The 17,258-nt window shown below is 44.9% G+C and carries 11 protein-coding genes; 5 read left to right on the top strand and 6 right to left on the bottom strand.

The genetic code is table 11. The features are described from left to right. Window positions 1-476 precede the first annotated feature (476 nt). From AXF23_RS11280 to dut, 4 genes are read right to left on the bottom strand one after another with little or no spacing between them, the layout of a single operon-like run. Window positions 477-2,546, bottom strand: a complete 2,070-nt coding sequence (locus AXF23_RS11280; protein WP_107625357.1) for a murein hydrolase activator EnvC family protein — start codon at window positions 2,544-2,546, stop codon at window positions 477-479. Next, window positions 2,547-3,458, bottom strand: a complete 912-nt coding sequence (locus AXF23_RS11275) for a lipoprotein insertase outer membrane protein LolB1 (protein WP_107625356.1) — start codon at window positions 3,456-3,458, stop codon at window positions 2,547-2,549. It lies immediately after the preceding gene. Beyond that, window positions 3,455-5,191 (bottom strand): tetratricopeptide repeat protein, encoded by a 1,737-nt coding sequence (locus tag AXF23_RS11270; protein ID WP_107625355.1) that lies wholly within the window; start codon window positions 5,189-5,191, stop codon window positions 3,455-3,457. The genes AXF23_RS11275 and AXF23_RS11270 overlap by 4 nt, the downstream gene beginning before the upstream one ends. Before the next feature lie 21 nt (window positions 5,192-5,212). Next, entirely contained in the window at window positions 5,213-5,650 is a 438-nt protein-coding gene (dut, locus tag AXF23_RS11265) for a dUTP diphosphatase (RefSeq protein WP_009012588.1), read from the bottom strand. Window positions 5,651-5,898: 248 nt separating this feature from the next. Between dut and dgt the strand changes: the two genes are divergently transcribed. The 5 genes from dgt to AXF23_RS11240 all read left to right on the top strand — a co-directional run bounded on the left by dgt (window position 5,899) and on the right by AXF23_RS11240 (window position 15,014). Then, entirely contained in the window at window positions 5,899-7,236 is a 1,338-nt protein-coding gene (gene dgt / locus AXF23_RS11260; protein WP_107625354.1) for a dGTP triphosphohydrolase, read from the top strand. 211 nt (window positions 7,237-7,447) lie between these two features. Continuing rightward, a complete protein-coding gene (locus AXF23_RS11255; protein WP_107625353.1) occupies window positions 7,448-8,443 on the top strand; it encodes a YqiA/YcfP family alpha/beta fold hydrolase in 996 nt (331 codons plus the stop codon). A 267-nt stretch (window positions 8,444-8,710) separates the two neighbouring features. Beyond that, window positions 8,711-12,157, top strand: a complete 3,447-nt coding sequence (locus tag AXF23_RS11250) for an AAA domain-containing protein (RefSeq protein WP_107625352.1) — start codon at window positions 8,711-8,713, stop codon at window positions 12,155-12,157. Window positions 12,158-12,494: 337 nt separating this feature from the next. Next, window positions 12,495-14,315 carry an arginine--tRNA ligase gene (gene argS / locus AXF23_RS11245; protein ID WP_107625351.1) on the top strand — a complete coding sequence of 607 codons (1,821 nt, stop codon included), beginning with the start codon at window positions 12,495-12,497 and terminating at the stop codon, window positions 14,313-14,315. A 231-nt stretch (window positions 14,316-14,546) separates the two neighbouring features. Then, window positions 14,547-15,014, top strand: a complete 468-nt coding sequence (locus AXF23_RS11240; RefSeq protein WP_107625350.1) for an RNase H family protein — start codon at window positions 14,547-14,549, stop codon at window positions 15,012-15,014. A 548-nt stretch (window positions 15,015-15,562) separates the two neighbouring features. Here AXF23_RS11240 and AXF23_RS11235 read toward each other — a convergent pair. Beyond that, window positions 15,563-16,420 carry an enoyl-ACP reductase FabI gene (locus tag AXF23_RS11235; RefSeq protein ID WP_009012595.1) on the bottom strand — a complete coding sequence of 286 codons (858 nt, stop codon included), beginning with the start codon at window positions 16,418-16,420 and terminating at the stop codon, window positions 15,563-15,565. Between the two features lie 173 nt (window positions 16,421-16,593). After that, entirely contained in the window at window positions 16,594-17,211 is a 618-nt protein-coding gene (locus tag AXF23_RS11230; protein WP_199222187.1) for a DUF2238 domain-containing protein, read from the bottom strand. Between the last annotated feature and the right edge of the window lie 47 nt (window positions 17,212-17,258).

Raw genomic sequence — 17,258 nt, 5'->3', positions numbered from 1 at the left:
TGGGTCGATACTCGATAGGATGTTTTCCATGGTTAATTGGTTGTTTGAAGCCTATCAAAATCTCAACAAATGGTTAATAAGTAGATGGATGATTATCAGTAGAAAATGAGACTTCGATGAGCATGCAACCTATTGTGGTTTAGAAGGATTGCACACCCAGATAGATTGCAATCGAGCCTATCACGAACAACGTTACAGAGAGGCATTATCACTTTTATTTTCGTATAGTAGTAATCACCTTATTCACAACTACCTACACAACAGAAGGGCAAAGGCTCCGAATTATTTTCATGAAAAAAAATATTTTTCTTCATGAAAAAAAATAATTATCTTCATGAAAAGAAATATTTCTCTTCATGAAGATAATTCAGTTATGATGTTTTATTGAGATGAGAAAGACGATGAAAAGCCAAGCTAACTACCGCCAATTAGATCTCAAGAAATCCACCTTATTAATATAGAAGACCGATAGTTAGTTAGCGTAACCACTGCTCTGGATTCAGTTTAGCAGTCTCTTTACGCAGCTGGAATTGGAGTATACCAGTCCTACCAACCGTTCCGATGGTCTGTCCTGTACCTACCTTCTGTCCCTTGCTGACGCCTACAGAACCCAAATTAGCATAGACGGTGATGTAAATACCGTGACGAATCATCACGACACTCATACCGCCTGCCATGAAGACACCGCTCACCTCGCCCATAAAGACGCTACGAACAGCACTGCCAGGAGCACCCTTAATATTAATACCATCGTTGTTCAAGCGGATATTCGACATGCCTGCCACATTATACTGACCAAAGTGACTGACTATCTGGCCCGACAATGGCATTGGTAATCGACCACGGTTATTAGCGAAGTTACCCGTTATTGCACGGTCAGCTGAGCTTAGCATATCATTGTTTTCAGCGGCAGCGGCCCTTGCAGCCTCAGCCTCTCGAGCAGCTCGAGCACGGTCGGCATCGGCCTTGCGTTCAGCTGCCACACGGTTTGCCTCAGCCTCACGAGCCATCTGGTCGGCACGAGCTTGCTCAGCGGCAGCACGTGCTTCGGCCTTTTCCTGTGCCGCTTTAGCCGCAGCCTCCTGCTCTTCTACCTTTCGAATAGCCCGTTCACGAGCGGCAGCACGTTCCTTCTGCAATGCTTCCTGACGTGCCTTCTCAGCCGCAGCACGGGCTGCAGCGGCACGAGCAGCAGCCTCCTGACGAGCCTTCTCGGCAGCCTCAGCAGCAGCACGAGCGGCAGCCTTGGCTTTTGCCTCACGTTCTTTCGCTTCAGCAATACGCCGAGCATTCTCACGAGCAGCGGCCTCTGCAGCCGCCTTCTTACGTGCTAACTCCTCTGCACGCTTCTTTGCTGCAGCGGCACGAGCGGCAGCCTGCGCCTTTGCCTCAGCTATGGCACGTTCGCGCGCCTTCTGTATTTCAATCTGAATAAGGCGGTCTATCTGTGCATTCAACGCTTGTTGCTGCTGACGACGTTGTGCTATTACACCCTGCAACACCTTCTGGTCGTTCTGTAGGGAGGTCACCACCGCCTGCTGTTCAACACGCTTACGCTCCATCTGGGCATGTACCTGACGGTCTTTATACAGAAGGTTACTTTTATTGACACGTACGTGCTTCAACTGAGTATGCTTCTCATCCACCTGCAACTGCTTAACTTTAAGCTGCTCGCCCTGCGCCCTCTGGTAAGCAGCATACTCACGTACGAAGCGAAGACGACGATACATCTGGGTCAAATTCTTTGCTGAGAAGACGAACATCAGCTTGTCTTGAATACTACGATGACGTGCCATGTAACGCATAGAACGGATGAAACGAGCGCGACGCTCGCTCAACTGTGCTTCAAGAGAGGCGAGTTGACCTTTCAGAATACCGATATTCGTATCTAAGCCTTTGATGTCTGTGGCTATAGTGTCAATCGTTCTCTGCTGATGACCGATTTCAGTATCAAGCCGAACAATCTTCTGCAAGCGGTCATCAACGTCCTTCTGCTTCAGTTTCATCTCTTCTTCATGCGCTGATATCTCCTGTTGTAGCTTCTGATTCTGCTGTTGCAATCCTTTAATCTCAGCCGTCGTCACATAGGCAGGACCCTTCGCTCCTTTCTTACCAACGACAGCATTGCGTGCTGCAGCTTTCCCATGCGCAACTTGTTGACCCTTTACAAGAACTTGTTGTCCCTTGATTTGCTGTTGTTGTAAAGGCTTTTCATGTTGTTGTTGCTGCTTTCCATGTTGCTGTTGAAGCTTGCCCTGTTGTTGTGTAGCCGTCATTTGCTGATGTGATCGACCTCTAACAGGAGCCTGATACTGTATTTTCTCCACCGTTGGTTTACGTCCTCGTAAAGGAGTCACAGGGGTTGTTGTCTGCTTATTATCTACTGCCGCAGTAGCATGTCTACCTTTTTCTTTTACAGTAGACTTCGTCTCAACAGGTTGAGCAACAGCCGTATTCCGATGGCGTGAATGCCTTCTTGTGTGCTGAGCAGAGGTTGTCAGCACACTCATCATTGCTAATATAAATAGTAAATAAAGACGTTTCATTTAGAAGTTCATTAGTTTGCCGAGGATATCCTCTACGCTTACTTTTGTGTACTTATCCGATGGCTGGGTTAAAGTCTCCCAATCACTACCATCACTAAAACCATCAAGAACGAAATTAGCTTTCAGTGTCTTTGCTGGCTTCTGACCAATTGCTGGAGTATTGATAGTCAAAGTCTGATCGGCAGGAAACAGCTTTGAGCCAAACGCTCTAAAGTCATTATAGGTCCAAGAGAGCTTTGAAGCGCCGTGAGCAGTACTATTATATGTTATAGTAGTAAGCTGAATAAGATTGTTCTTAGAGTTGACAGACCACTTATAGTCCATCTTACCGTCCTTAAGACTTACTGTTATAGCACCTTCCCCCTGTGCTTTACTCTCGTCAACAGTAAACTGTGACAAGTCAGCCTCACTCATCCTTTGCTGGCGAGGAGCAAACACTTGATTCCAGAAGAGCGATTGAAGCGAATAGAAGTTGATACCATTATCACGCAAGAACCCTACCTCGTCGTAGCCTGCCTTTACGTATTGTTTATGGATACGGTCGATGAAAAGAACGTAATCCTTGGTAAACTCGATGCGTCCCACTTCACTGCGAAGGATTGGGATGAGCAACTGTAAGCGGATAACCTCATCTTTACGCATACGCAGAATACCCGGTACTGTAATGTCCTTACGGCCATCATTGAGCGTAAAAGTTAGGTTTGAAACAAGGTTCTTTTGGTAGAGTGCATTGTCGGTAATGCGCTGCATGGCAACAACACTCTGCAGCTTGTTATCCTTTGGGGCAGGTGTTGTTGGCTGTGTCACCTTTGTGTCCTGCACAGGCTTCTGTTGAATCACAGCCTTCTTAGTACCGCATGCTGCCAAGAGAAGGGCAGTCATGCTTATAAGTAATATCTTTGTTTTCTTCATTCTACGACGTATTTCTTTAGTTTTAACTTCTTTCTCAACGTAGCACTGTCGTTACCTCCATCAATGGCCTTCTGCCAGAACTCAATAGCCTTAGCCATATCGCCTGTCTGTGCATAGATATCACCAGCGTGTTCCTTGACTACGTTGCTCAGTGTTGAGTCATTTCGAATTGCTTGTTCGATATATATTTTAGCCTCTTCGTAGCGCTTCTGCTGGAAAAGTATCCATGCGTATGTATCGAGAAAAGTACTGTTATTAGGCTCGGCCTTGATGGTCTTATAGCTCATCTCCTCTGCTTTAGCGAGGTTTTCATTTGCCTGACTGAGGTAATAGGCATAGTTGTTCAATGCAAGCACATTATCTGGTTTCCACTGCAAACAACTGTCATAGGCTTGAAAAGCTTCTTTATTAAGTCCTTTCTCATGCAGGATATCACCCATGATACCGTAGATGTCCGATACAATAGCTGGGTCACTGTCTGGCTTTATCTGCCCTACTCCCTTTCGGTAAGTCTCCAATGCGGCGTTGTTGTCGTGCTTATGGAACTGAGCCATCCCTTGGAAGTAATAGAATAACATCTCATCTGGGTTGTACTCAATGGCAGGACGGCAGATAGCAATTACCTTATCATAGTCGTGTGTGTCCCAAATATTCTGTATAAGGGCTATCCTTGCACTCGAATTATCAGGTTCTATCTCTATTGCCCGTTCGTAGACTCGAGTGATGTCAGGCTTTGGCAACTTGAGAAAAGACATGTATGCAGCTTTAAGCATATAGATGTCAGCATTCTCTTGGGGCACAGCTAAGGCCTCAGAGAAGAGTCTCAACACCTCAGTACTGTCTGGATTATTATCCTTCTGACTGCTTGCAATAACCTGGCGGAGCAACTCTAACTTCAAAGTCTGCGCCGCCTTCGGAGATTGCAACAGCTCCCGTAGGATCGTCTTTACGCTTGCCTTGTCACCAATATTATTATAGTAATCCATCATGGAGACCTTGGCAAGCGAGTTGTCAGGGTCTTCCTTCAACACATCACGGTACTTTTGAAGTGCTTCCTTCTTCTTTCCATTCTGCAAGAGCCAGTTCCCGAACATCACACGATAGTTGAGATCGAGAGGATGACCATCAACGAGCGCCTTCAACTCATCGTACTCCTTGCGCTTTTCTCCCATCTGTTCGTATATTTGCATCTTGCTTAGAGAGATCTGCTCGCTGGTTCCCTCCACCGTTTCCAACCGTTCCAAGCACTTAATCATCATCTTATAATCATTCTGAGAGCCGTACAGTTGATAGAGAAGTTGCAGTACATCAGAGCGCGTTTTATTAGCTTCATAGAGCCGTTCGAAGGCTTTTATAGCATTAGGATAGTCTTTTTGCGACACATAGAGTTTACCTAATTTCTCTTGATAAGCCGAGTTCTCTGGGTCAAGACTTGCCGCCTTCTCGAAGTATTCACGTGCCAGAGCATCCTTCTTCATGTCTACATAGAAAGCAGCCAACTGATAATAAACCTCTGGAGCAGCTGGATTGAGGTCGCGTGCATGGCGTAGTAGGTCGAAAGCAGCCGTTAAGTTGCCCATATCCTGCTGTCTCATCGCCTCAAGGAAGAAGTAGTTATAGCTTTGAAGGCTATCCTCTCGGTCAGCATGTACAGCCAAAGAGCCACCCAGCAGAGCAAGCGCAATGAGGGTGCGACGTATCTTTATGCCTTTCAATATAACTTTATTGAACATTTATAGTTCCTTTCTTTATCTTTATTTCACGCCCGTGTGGCCATACCCCCCTTCACCCCTTTCGGTCTCATCAAGCATATCCACCTCAACAAACTCAGCCTGTTCATGCCGTGCAATGACCATTTGTGCAATGCGTTCACCGTCGTTGATGGTGAAAGGCTCATCTGAGAAGTTAATGAGAAGAACCATGATTTCACCACGATAATCGGCATCTATCGTACCAGGAGAGTTCAGAACAGTTAGTCCATGCTTCAAGGCAAGACCACTACGAGGGCGCACCTGTGCCTCAAACCCTACTGGTAGAGCGATATGAAGACCAGTCGGAACGAGTCTTCTCTCCATGGGTTTCAATACGATAGGTGCGTCGATATTAGCGCGGAGGTCCATCCCCGCACTCTGTGAAGTAGCATAAGCAGGAAGCTGCTGATGCCCTTTATTGATTACTTTTATCTGTATCATTGCTATATAATAAGGTACAAAATTAAGCAATTAAAGCCATATTCATACATTTTATGTAGTAAAAAACTTGTTTTTAGCCAATTTTAATTACTTTTGCGTGTAGCTTTCAATCACCGAACTAATCATCATCTCATTTCATCAACACCCAACATTCAACACCCATCAACCAACTTTCAATACCCCAACTCAGCATCAGCTCATTTCATCAACACCCAACATTCAACACCCATCAACCAACATCAACCGCAATGAACTGGCAACAATTAATATCCAACAAGCGTCTCGGACAGGAAGAGCGACATGCCCTTCGGCACGACGACCGTTCTGAATTCAAGCGTGACAGCGACCGACTGATATATTCTGCACCCTTCCGACGACTGCAGAACAAAACCCAAGTGTTCCCTCTACCAGGCAGTGTCTTTGTGCACAACCGCCTCACTCACTCCTTGGAAGTGGCCTCCTTAGGTAAGTCCTTGGGTGATGACGTAGCAAGAAAACTCATCGAAAAGCACCCAACGTTACGTGGAACGCTCTTTGAAGAGATTGGAACCATCGTACAGACAGCTTGTTATGCGCACGACATGGGTAACCCTCCTTTCGGTCATAGTGGTGAGAAGGCGATGCAAGCATTCTTCACTGAAGGCCCAGGAGCCAGCTTAAAGGACCGTGTCAGTCCACATTTCTGGGAGGACATCACCCATTTTGAGGGCAACGCCAACGCCTTCCGCCTACTGACCCACCGTTTTTTGGGCCGAAGAGAAGGTGGATTTGTGATGACCTACACTACCCTTGCGAGTATTGTCAAGTATCCTTTCAGTTCTACCTACGCTGGCAAACACGGCAAGTTCGGTTTCTTTGCTACAGAGGAAGACACTTACAAGAAGATTGCTGATGAATTAGGTATCATACAGAAGGATAGCTCGGAGAAAGGTATCTGTTATGTTCGCCATCCACTAACCTACCTTATGGAGGCGGCAGACGACATCTGTTACGAGATTATGGATATCGAAGATTCTCATAAACTCAAGCTCCTTTCGTTTGAGGAGACAGCCGACTTACTCCTTGGCTTCTTCGATGAGGCGACAAAGAAGAGTATTCGTCAGCGCATAAAGGACGAGGGGGTGACCGACCAAAACGAACAAGTCGTTTATTTCCGTGCTTGTGCTGTGGGATTATTAGAGGCCGAGTGCGTCAATGTCTTCGTCGAACACGAGGACGAAATACTCAATGGAACATTCGAGGGGTCGCTTATCAAGCATATATCCGAGCTTCCTCGACAGGCTTACAAGCACTGTACAGAGGTCTCAGTAGACAGGATTTACCGCAGTAAAGCGGTCCTCGACGTTGAACTATCAGGTTATAAGATTATGGAAACACTGATGGAAGCACTCATCGGAGCGGCTGTTGAGCCCGACCATTTCCATAGTCAGCAACTCATCCGACGCTTCTCAAGTCAGTATGACATCCAAAGTCCCTGTCTTGAAACACGTATCATGGCAGTGCTCGACTTCATCAGTGGGATGACAGACATCTATGCGCTCGATATCTATCAGAAGATAAACGGTATCAGTCTTCCCATAGTTTAACCCTCTCTTCAGCCTTTTCACAAGGCAAAGAGGACTTAGAGGAAAAGGATTAAAGCACTCTACAAGACATTTGTCTTAACTCCCTTTCACTCCTTCAACTCCTTTCACTCCTAAAAAGAAACAATGGAATATCAACATAAAGACACCCCACAACGCATTTGTCTTAACTCCATTTCACTCCTTCAACTCCTTTAACTCCCAGACAGAAACAATGGAAAATCAATATAAAAAGACCTTTCCTGACCTCATGGTAGGAAAGAAGATTATCTACGTTCACGGCTTCATGTCAGCCGGTTCAAGTCACACAGTACAAATACTAAGGGACTACATGCCCGAAGCTACAGTCATTGCGCCCGACCTCCCCATACATCCTGAGGAGGCGATGGAGCTGTTAAACAATCTTGTCGACACCGAGAAGCCCGACTTAATCATAGGTACTTCAATGGGAGGAATGTACACGGAGATGCTTTATGGGGTCGATCGAATATGCGTAAATCCTGCTTTTCAGATGGGAACTACCATCAGCGAGACCAATATGATGGGTAAACAAGTGTTTCAAAATCCTCGACAAGATGGCATACAGGAGGTTATCGTCACCAAAGCATTGGTTAAGGAATACAAAGAGATAACCGAGAAGTGCTTCTCTCAAGTGACGGAAGAGGAGCAGCAACGTGTCTTCGGACTTTTTGGCGACGCTGATCCCGTTGTCCATACCTTCGACCTTTTCAGCGAGCACTACCCTCAAGCGATTCGTTTTCATGGTGAACACCGACTCATCGAGAAGGCTGTTTACCACTACCTAATGCCCGTCATCCGATGGATTGACGACCGACAGGAGGGACGCGAACGGCGAACTGTACTCATAGACCAGAACACGCTCGCTGATGGATACGGCAAACCGAAGTCGAGTCTGAACAAGGCTTACGAGTTCTTGCTCGATAACTACAACGTATTCTTTGCCTGTCCAGCACCGACAAACAACCCATCTGCAATCACCGAACAGCAAGCATGGATAGAGGACACCTTCAGTGCACCTGCTTGGAACCATGCTATCTTCACCAACCAGCCGCAGCTTCTCTATGGCGACTACCTTATCAGTAGTAAAGAACACGATGATTTCCTCGGAACAACATTGCTTTTTGGTAGCGAAGAGTTCAAGACTTGGGAGGAAATTATCACTTTCTTTGAACGCTTAGGAGGACAGTAAGCGAGCAAAACGGTCAATCTTCCTCGAATTATTTTCATGAAAAAAAATATTTCTTGTCATGAAAAAAAATATTTTTCTTCATGAAAAAAAATTCTTCTTTTCATGAAAATAATTCACGACAGAGGACTCTCTGCAATAGATAAAGCGCATAGCAAACTGACAACAAAGCAATAACACCCACTCAAAACATAACCCAGCAAATCAATCTCCACGCTCTGTAAGAATACACGTCATACACGTTCAGCGTACTAAGGAAACTCTCTCATCATGGCACACGAACTCTTTGCACGTATTGCCGACATCCTTTCGGCACCTTCTGAAACGCAGGCTCTCATCATGCACGAGACACTTGTCATTGCTTGTCACGAAGGATTGAAAAATACCCGACATGGTTTCGGTAACCTGTCGTCGCAGGTGGAGTCGCTATGTAGACAACATCATATAGCTCCACATGACATTGTAGCAATACAGAAAATGCGTAGGCATAGTAACTCTACGGCCCCCATCCTACCCGACGACGTGGCCTACGACTGTCGTGCCTTGGCAATCTTCGTCTCTGCAGTCGTACAGGAAGCTATCCCTTCGTTCCTTGTTAAGATGATTCCTGCACGTGGACGCACAACAGAGAACATACAGATAATGAATTATCGATACATCCGCTGTATCGTAAGAGAGTGGGATGACAAGACAATTCAAGTAGCTGTAACCAATCAGGACAGTAGCGAAGAGCTCCTGACAGTAGACTATATGGACACACCAGAGTATATCGACTTCAGCTACTTACGCCCTTTGCTACGCGAAGGGATGCAACTGAACCTTCTTGACTGTACTGTCACACGCAAGAAGGTAGTACCACGTCTTGTCGTTGTTGAGCCAGACTATCTCATAGACATCTCTACCATTGCCAACTGTTTTGAGTCTTACGGACATCATCCGTTGCTCTTCACCGTCAACCGACTTAGTCCTCGTCTCAGTAACAAGTATTTTCTATTGGGTAACTTTGCTGGTTCTGCCCTCGATGATATCATCAATCATCCTGCAGAATACGACATTAAAGACACCTTTAGGTCTAACTTTAGAGAGAAGGCATTGGACTATGCCACCTGTCCTGGCTTTGATGCAGCATCGTTCAAACAAGACGCTGAACGACAGGTAGAGAACATCAAGGAGATTGTAGACGAAATCTTCCGTAGTTTCGACCGCCAGAAAGCTATCCTCGAACCATCGTTTGTATGCGAGCGGTTAGGCATACAGGGGCGTGTAGACCTTATGACGACCGACTTAAAACTGCTTGTTGAACAGAAGTCGGGCAAGAATTACTTTATTGAAAGAAAGAGTCGCAATGAGCATGGGTCGCTTCATGTAGAGAAACACTACGTGCAGTTGTTGCTCTACTATGGTATTCTGCAATATAATTTCCAACTCAGTCCGAAGAACACACACATCGAGTTGTTGTATTCTAAGTATCCTCTACCTGACGGACTACTTGAGGTTGAACCATTGCAAAAACTGATACGTGAGGCTATTCGCTTCCGTAACCAAGCTGTGGCAACGGAGTTCTGGATGGCAGAAAATGGTTTTGAAAAGATATTACCACTGCTTACTCCGCAAACACTGAACACTGAGAAGCATGATGATGATTTCTATAAACGTTATCTCCTACCACCACTCATAGCATTACTGGCACCACTCCATCAGCTCAGCGACCTCGAAAGAGCTTATTTCACACGTATGATGACTTTCGTTATCAAGGAACAGTTGGTTTCTAAAGTGGGTGTGCAAGAGGGCGTTGGGAGTAGCAATGCCGACCTTTGGAACATGCCGCTTGCGGAGAAGAAAGAGACGGGTAACATATATACAGGTCTGACTATCATCGAGAAAGAGCGTAGCAACTCGTTCAACGGATACGATACTATCACGCTCTCCGTGCCTCAACAGGGTGAAGACTTCCTCCCTAACTTTCGCAGAGGAGACATGATTTACCTCTATGCATACAAGAAGAAGGAGACTCCTGACGTCAGGAAGAGTATTCTTTTCAAAGGTTCTCTACAGGAGATACACGGTGACAAACTTGTTGTACACCTCAATGACGGACAGCAAAACCCTAACCTCATCAACGGAGACTACTTCGCCATTGAACATGCGGGGAGTGACATCGGTGGTACATCGGCTATCAGAAGTCTACACACCTTCATCACCTCAAGTGAAGAACGGCGTCAGCTACTTTTAGGACAACGTGCGCCACGCAGCGACAAGTCGCTTACTTTGTCTCGTAGCTACCACCCCGATTATGACGAAATCGTCTTGAAAGCAAAGCAAGCACAGGACTATTTTCTTCTAATCGGTCCTCCTGGTACGGGTAAGACTTCACAGGCTCTGCAGTTCCTTGTGCGTGAAGAGCTGGCTGGCAACATCTATTCGCAATCATCAGCAGCTTGTATAACGAATGTTTCTATGCCTAACAACCCATCAGAAACCATCAACACCCAACACTCAACACCCACCCCCCAACCATCCATCCTCCTCCTTGCTTATACAAATCGTGCTGTCGATGAGGTTTGTAATATGCTGACAGAGAACAAACTCGACTACATCCGCATAGGTAACGAGTTCAGTTGTGATCCGAAATACAGCGACCATCTATTGAAGGAGGTGTTAGATGAGAATGCAACCCTCAACAGTATCAAGTCTACCTTGGTTGCTGCTCGCATCGTAGTAGCCACTACCTCTACAATGAACAGTAATGCTTCGCTCTTTAACATCAAGCATTTTGACCTCGCTATCATCGATGAAGCAAGTCAGATATTAGAGCCTAATGTGATTGGACTACTGTCTGCCCGACATGGAGAAGAGCGTGCAGTAGATCGGTTTATACTAATAGGCGACCATAAACAACTGCCTGCGGTGGTGCAGCAACAAGACTCTTTAGAGATGGACGAGAGCCATCAGATTCTCAAAGACATCCATCTCTTATCCTGTGCTAATTCCTTGTTTGAGAGACTTATCCTTACCGAACGGGTAGCTGGAAGAACTGATTTTATTGGTACACTACACAAGCAAGGACGCATGCACCCCGCTATCGCCGATTTTGCCAATCGTAAGTTCTATGCTAAAGAACGGTTGGAGTGTGTTCCATTAGCCCACCAGTTGGAAGAAACATTAGCCTACAACGAAGCAAGCGAAGACGAAACTGACGAGCTGTTAAAGGCGCATCGTATGATATTCATCCCTTCAAAACCTTGTAGACAACTGAATATATCAGAGAAGGTAAACATGGAGGAGGCTCGTATCATCACTGATCTACTTAAACGACTATACCGACAACTTGGCAAGGACTTCGATGCACAGAAATCTGTTGGGGTCATTGTGCCTTATAGAAATCAGATTGCAATGATACGAAAGGAGATAGAGAAACTTGGTATTCACGAACTTGAAGAAATCAGTATAGACACTGTTGAACGCTATCAGGGTAGCCAGCGTGATATTATCCTGTATTCGTTCACTATTCAAAGTCGCTATCAACTTGACTTCCTAACGGCCAACACCTTCTATGAAGATGGTTTGCCTATTGACCGTAAACTGAATGTTGCTATCACGAGAGCCCGCAAACAGCTAATTCTAACAGGTAATGAATCGACATTAAGACAGAACCAACTCTTTGAGGAACTCATTGACTATCTCAAAGAGAAGGGTGGATACTATACGTGGGGATAGATAAGGTGAGGAAAAAGGATATATGGTAACATTTCTTGTTGTAGATATGCACAAAGGATGTGGGGCATAGTCTCTAATAGTGCTGAGGATTAAAAGGCATCTTGTAGATTATCAACTCTGTTGTAAGTTAGTATCAGAAAGGAGTTACACAACCACATATAAACCTAATGGAGAAAGTGGGTAGGACTCGTTATAACAATCTACAACATACGTGTTTTGGCTTAAAAGTAAGCCTAATTACGGCATCTAATTTACGAAATGAGAATTAACAAGCTTCCTCCTGCCGTTATTCAACTGATTTTCCGTAACTTTGCAAACAGATAAAAAGTAATAAAAGATGAAGATAGAAGCGCAAATTACCATTGCTGCACTTGCAGCTGTCAAGGAGTTATATGGGACAGAAGTCCCAGAGAAGATGATTCAGTTGCAGAAAACACGCAGCGACTTTGAGGGTAACCTCACACTCGTAACATTCCCACTACTGAAGACTTCACACAAGAAGCCCGAGGACACGGCACAAGATATAGGTGAATACTTGAAGAAGAACTGCAAGGCTGTGGCTGATTTCAACGTTGTTAAGGGTTTCCTTAACCTTGTTATTGCACAAGCAGCATGGACGGGTCTGTTGAACGACATTAACGCTGACGAAAAGTTTGGCGAGAAGCCGGTGACAGAGGAGAGTCCTTTGGTGATGATTGAATACTCTTCACCTAACACTAATAAGCCTCTCCACCTCGGACATGTACGTAACAACTTGCTCGGTTGGTCGTTGGCACAGATTATGGAGGCTAACGGTAACAAGGTGGTAAAGACGAATATCGTTAATGACCGTGGTATCCACATCTGTAAGTCTATGTTGGCTTGGCAGAAGTGGGGCAATGGTATCACACCAGAAAAGGCTGGTAAGAAAGGCGACCATTTGATTGGTGACTTCTACGTACTATTCGATAAGCACTTTAAAGAGGAGTGTCAGCAACTGCAAAAGCAGTATGAAGAAGCAGGTATGACGGCCGATAAGGCGAAAGAAAAGGCTGAACAAGAGGCTCCACTGATTAAGGAAGCACACGACATGCTCGTGAAATGGGAAAATAACGACCCTGAGATACGTGGTTTGTGGGAGATGATGAACAACTGGGTTTACGCTGGTTTCGATGAGACTTATAAGGCGTTAGGAGTCGGTTTCGACAAGATCTACTACGAATCAAACACCTACCTCGTTGGTAAAAAGAAGGTGGAAGAAGGTCTTGCAAAGGGGCTCTTCATCCGTAAAGACGATAACTCAGTATGGGCCGACCTAACAGATGAAGGCTTGGACCAGAAGCTCTTGCTGCGTAAAGACGGTACATCAGTTTACATGACACAGGACATTGGTACGGCAGAGATGCGCTTCAACGACTTTCCTATCGACAAGATGATTTATGTCGTGGGTAATGAGCAGAACTATCACTTCCAAGTTCTATCCATACTCTTGGACCGCTTGGGCTTTAAATGGGGTAAAGACCTTGTTCACTTCTCGTATGGTATGGTCGAACTACCGAACGGCAAGATGAAAAGTCGTGAGGGTACGGTTGTCGATGCGGATGATCTTGTAGCCTCAATGATTGTGAATGCGAAGACACTTAGCGAAGATAAGGTGAACAAACTGGAAGGTATTACAGAGGAGGAGAAGGACGAGATTGCACGTATCGTGGGTCTGGGAGCTTTGAAATACTTCATCCTTAAGGTCGACGCACGTAAGAACATGCTATTTAACCCAGAGGAGTCTATCGACTTCAATGGTAATACTGGCCCCTTCATTCAGTACACCTATGCACGTATTCGCAGTATTCTTCGTAAGGCCGAAGCACAGAATATCACCTTACCAACATCCCTTAGCGATGATGCACCGCTCAATGAGAAGGAGAAAGCACTCATCCAAAAGCTCAACGACTTTAGTGTTGCTGTCGCACAGGCAGGTGTTGACTATAGTCCAAGTGGTATAGCAAACTACTGCTATGAGCTCACCAAGGAGTTTAACCAGTTCTATCATGACTACAGCATACTCAATGCAGACACCGAAGCAGAGAAGATTACCCGCTTGATGCTTGCTAAGAACGTAGCTAAAGTTATCAAGAACGGTATGGCACTACTTGGTATTGAGGTACCAGAGAGGATGTAAAACTATCTCTCCGACCCTTCCAAGGACGGGGAGACCTAATGGGGTTATAGATTAATATACCTTGTAGAAAGCTTACTACACAATAGTTTATTAATCTGTACCCCCTCTTTTGATTTACTTATAACAAAGAGTAAGAACCATTAGTAGGGAGTAATAAATAAGAGAAAACAAACTACAATGGCTTTGGAATCAAAGAACAACAAACAACAACTGCAGTAAACAGCAAATTCAATGAGCCAACTTGTAAACCCTCCTACCTACCGCAACGATACCGTATTGCCGTTGCCACCTGAGGTGCAATGTCCCTCTTGGGCTGTTGACGCCGCTTGTTCTGGTAATCCAGGACCTATGGAGTATCAATGTGTTGACCTACAGACAGGAGAACAAGTATTCCATTTTGGCCCGGTAATGGGGACGAATAATATTGGTGAATTCCTTGCTATTGTTCATGCCTTGGCGTTGATGGAGAAACAGGGAATCAAGGACAAAGTCATTTACAGCGACTCTTATAATGCCATCTTATGGGTGAACAAAAAGCGTTGTAAGACCACTCTCGTACGTAACGCAGGTACAGAACAACTCCACCAGGTCATCGCCCGCGCTGAACACTGGCTCAAAACGCATAAGATAACGACACCTATTATAAAGTGGGAAACAAAGATGTGGGGGGAGATACCTGCCGACTTTGGAAGGAAATAAGCCCTCATCCCACTCTTCTGAAAGGGAGAAAGACATGGCTTAGAAGCTCATCTCAACCTTTACTAAGCGTAGCCAAGAACTAAACACAAATAGTTTGATAGATCCCATTTCACCCTTCTTGAAAGAGGAGAAACCATTAATTAAAAATTTATTTCGCTCCTTCTAAAAGCCAGGTAACCCTTACTTATGAGCCTTTTTCAGCCTTCTTTTAAAAAGAGCAACCCTTATTGAGACACCTAACTCAGTCCACCCAACAGAGAAAGAACCCTATTCTCTTTTCCTCTGAACTAACAAGCAAACTCCCACCAAGGTTATACGTCAATAAAAGAAAACAAAAAGCTTCAGTAAGTCTCAGCCTACTGAAGCTTTTCTTATACATTACACTTTTTCCAAGCCCTTTCCCTTTTAGAAAAGTGAAGCAGACAGCCTCTCACCCTAACGGGCTTTCGTTAGTCGCTTCCTACCATCGGAGGAGGTTAGAGAAATTGCCTATCTAAACTACCTCCCGTAGGTTCTATTCCTTCTTTGTAGGACTTAGTTAGAGGTTGTTAACCGTATATTATATTACCGTTCTCGTCCTTATATTCATCAAGACCCTTCTCGTATGTGGCCATAGCACGTAGACTCATACCTACATTAGAGAAGCCTCCATCATGATAGAGGTTCTGCATTGTAACCTTACGAGTGAGGTCTGAGAACATCACGATACAATAGTCTGCACACTCATCAGCACTTGCGTTACCCAATGGAGACATACGATCGGCGAAGTCAAAGAGCTTATCCATACCCTTAACACCAGACCCTGCGGTTGTCATTGTAGGTGATTGAGAGATGGTATTGATACGTACATGCTTCTCGCGGCCATAGATGTAGCCGAAACTACGGCCTATACTCTCCAATAAAGCCTTAGCATCTGCCATATCATTGTAGCCGTAGAAGGTACGCTGAGCAGCCACATAAGAGAGAGCAAGGATTGAACCATACTCGTTGATAGCATCCAACTTCTTAGCACTCTGTATCATCTTATGGAATGATACAGCAGAGATATCGAGTGTTGTATCAAGCAGATTGTAGTCCAAATCATCGTATGTACGATGCTTGCGCACGTTTGGTGACATACCAATTGAGTGTAGAACGAAGTCGATCTTACCCCCCAACACTTCCATAGAGCGCTTGAACACGTTCTCTAAGTCCTCTACATTGGTTGCGTCAGCAGGGATAACCTCGCAGTTCAACTTCTCTGACAGTGCATTTACTGTACCCATTCTCACTGCAACAGGAGTATTTGACAAAGTGATTACTGCACCTTCCTCAACGGCTCTCTCAGCTACTTTCCATGCGATAGACTTCTCATTGAGGGCTCCAAAAATAATACCTCTTTTACCTTTTAATAAGTTGTAACTCATAATCTACGTTATTCAAATTTGGTGTAAAGGTAAGAAAAAAAGGCTGATTTCCCAAGGATTTATACATAAATTACGTCAAAATGACATCTATAAATGCCAATACTCCTCCCTTGTCCTGACTTTCTTATCCATATTAGGACCTTCATCAACCTGCCGTTAGGCCACTTTCCACCCTACTTCCTACGCACTATTACACAACGCAACATATATGTCATCAGCATCCTCGTAGACCCCACTAATGCCATAGCCATGTCCTTCTGTGCATCCCACATGTCTCCTTGCTGTCCGTTATAATTGTCGGCTACATCCGAAGACATGACGATCGTCAGTAGCCACTCAAATAGTTCGTAAATCATACTACCCGTCTGAACCATCAACCACGCCATGAAAACAGCTACAATAGATGATTGTTTTACCCACTTTCTACAAACATAAACAAAATAAGGAAAGAACAACACACCAAATGAAAAGTGCACTAACCGGTCGTAGTGATTGCGTGGATCATGAAAGAAACCTCTTTCTACCAAACCTAATGAGACTGCCCACTCCTTATAGGGGACGTAGGAATAAATGTAACGGGCACCTATAACATGAAGAATCGTGAAACAACTAATACCGATAAAGGCTGACATTGGCAACCGCTTCCTAAACACATCGGTGGTCAGAGGTACCAATAACAAGACTGTACCGATATGTTGTAGCACCTGTTCATTCGGATAAATCGGGTGAATACAAGTAACGACAGTTAACATCACCAGCATTAATACGAGTGTAAGTCTTATCTTATCCATCAGCAAACTGTTTATCTATCAACACCAAAGGTGGCTTTTTCTTTTAC

The organism is Prevotella sp. oral taxon 313 (assembly GCF_003043935.1).
In the GTDB taxonomy this organism is placed as follows: domain Bacteria; phylum Bacteroidota; class Bacteroidia; order Bacteroidales; family Bacteroidaceae; genus Prevotella; species Prevotella jejuni.
This window is presented reverse-complemented; position numbering and strand designations above follow the sequence as displayed.

Excerpts from the sequence above, each read along its gene's own strand:
- AXF23_RS11280 (WP_107625357.1), bottom strand. The coding sequence starts at position 2,546 with ATGAAACGTCTTTATTTACTATTTATATTAGCAATGATGAGTGTGCTG.
- AXF23_RS11275 (WP_107625356.1), bottom strand. The coding sequence starts at position 3,458 with ATGAAGAAAACAAAGATATTACTTATAAGCATGACTGCCCTTCTCTTG.
- AXF23_RS11270 (WP_107625355.1), bottom strand. The coding sequence starts at position 5,191 with ATGTTCAATAAAGTTATATTGAAAGGCATAAAGATACGTCGCACCCTC.
- dut (WP_009012588.1), bottom strand. The coding sequence starts at position 5,650 with ATGATACAGATAAAAGTAATCAATAAAGGGCATCAGCAGCTTCCTGCT.
- dgt (WP_107625354.1), top strand. The coding sequence starts at position 5,899 with ATGAACTGGCAACAATTAATATCCAACAAGCGTCTCGGACAGGAAGAG.
- AXF23_RS11255 (WP_107625353.1), top strand. The coding sequence starts at position 7,448 with ATGGAAAATCAATATAAAAAGACCTTTCCTGACCTCATGGTAGGAAAG.
- AXF23_RS11250 (WP_107625352.1), top strand. The coding sequence starts at position 8,711 with ATGGCACACGAACTCTTTGCACGTATTGCCGACATCCTTTCGGCACCT.
- argS (WP_107625351.1), top strand. The coding sequence starts at position 12,495 with ATGAAGATAGAAGCGCAAATTACCATTGCTGCACTTGCAGCTGTCAAG.
- AXF23_RS11240 (WP_107625350.1), top strand. The coding sequence starts at position 14,547 with ATGAGCCAACTTGTAAACCCTCCTACCTACCGCAACGATACCGTATTG.
- AXF23_RS11235 (WP_009012595.1), bottom strand. The coding sequence starts at position 16,420 with ATGAGTTACAACTTATTAAAAGGTAAAAGAGGTATTATTTTTGGAGCC.
- AXF23_RS11230 (WP_199222187.1), bottom strand. The coding sequence starts at position 17,211 with ATGGATAAGATAAGACTTACACTCGTATTAATGCTGGTGATGTTAACT.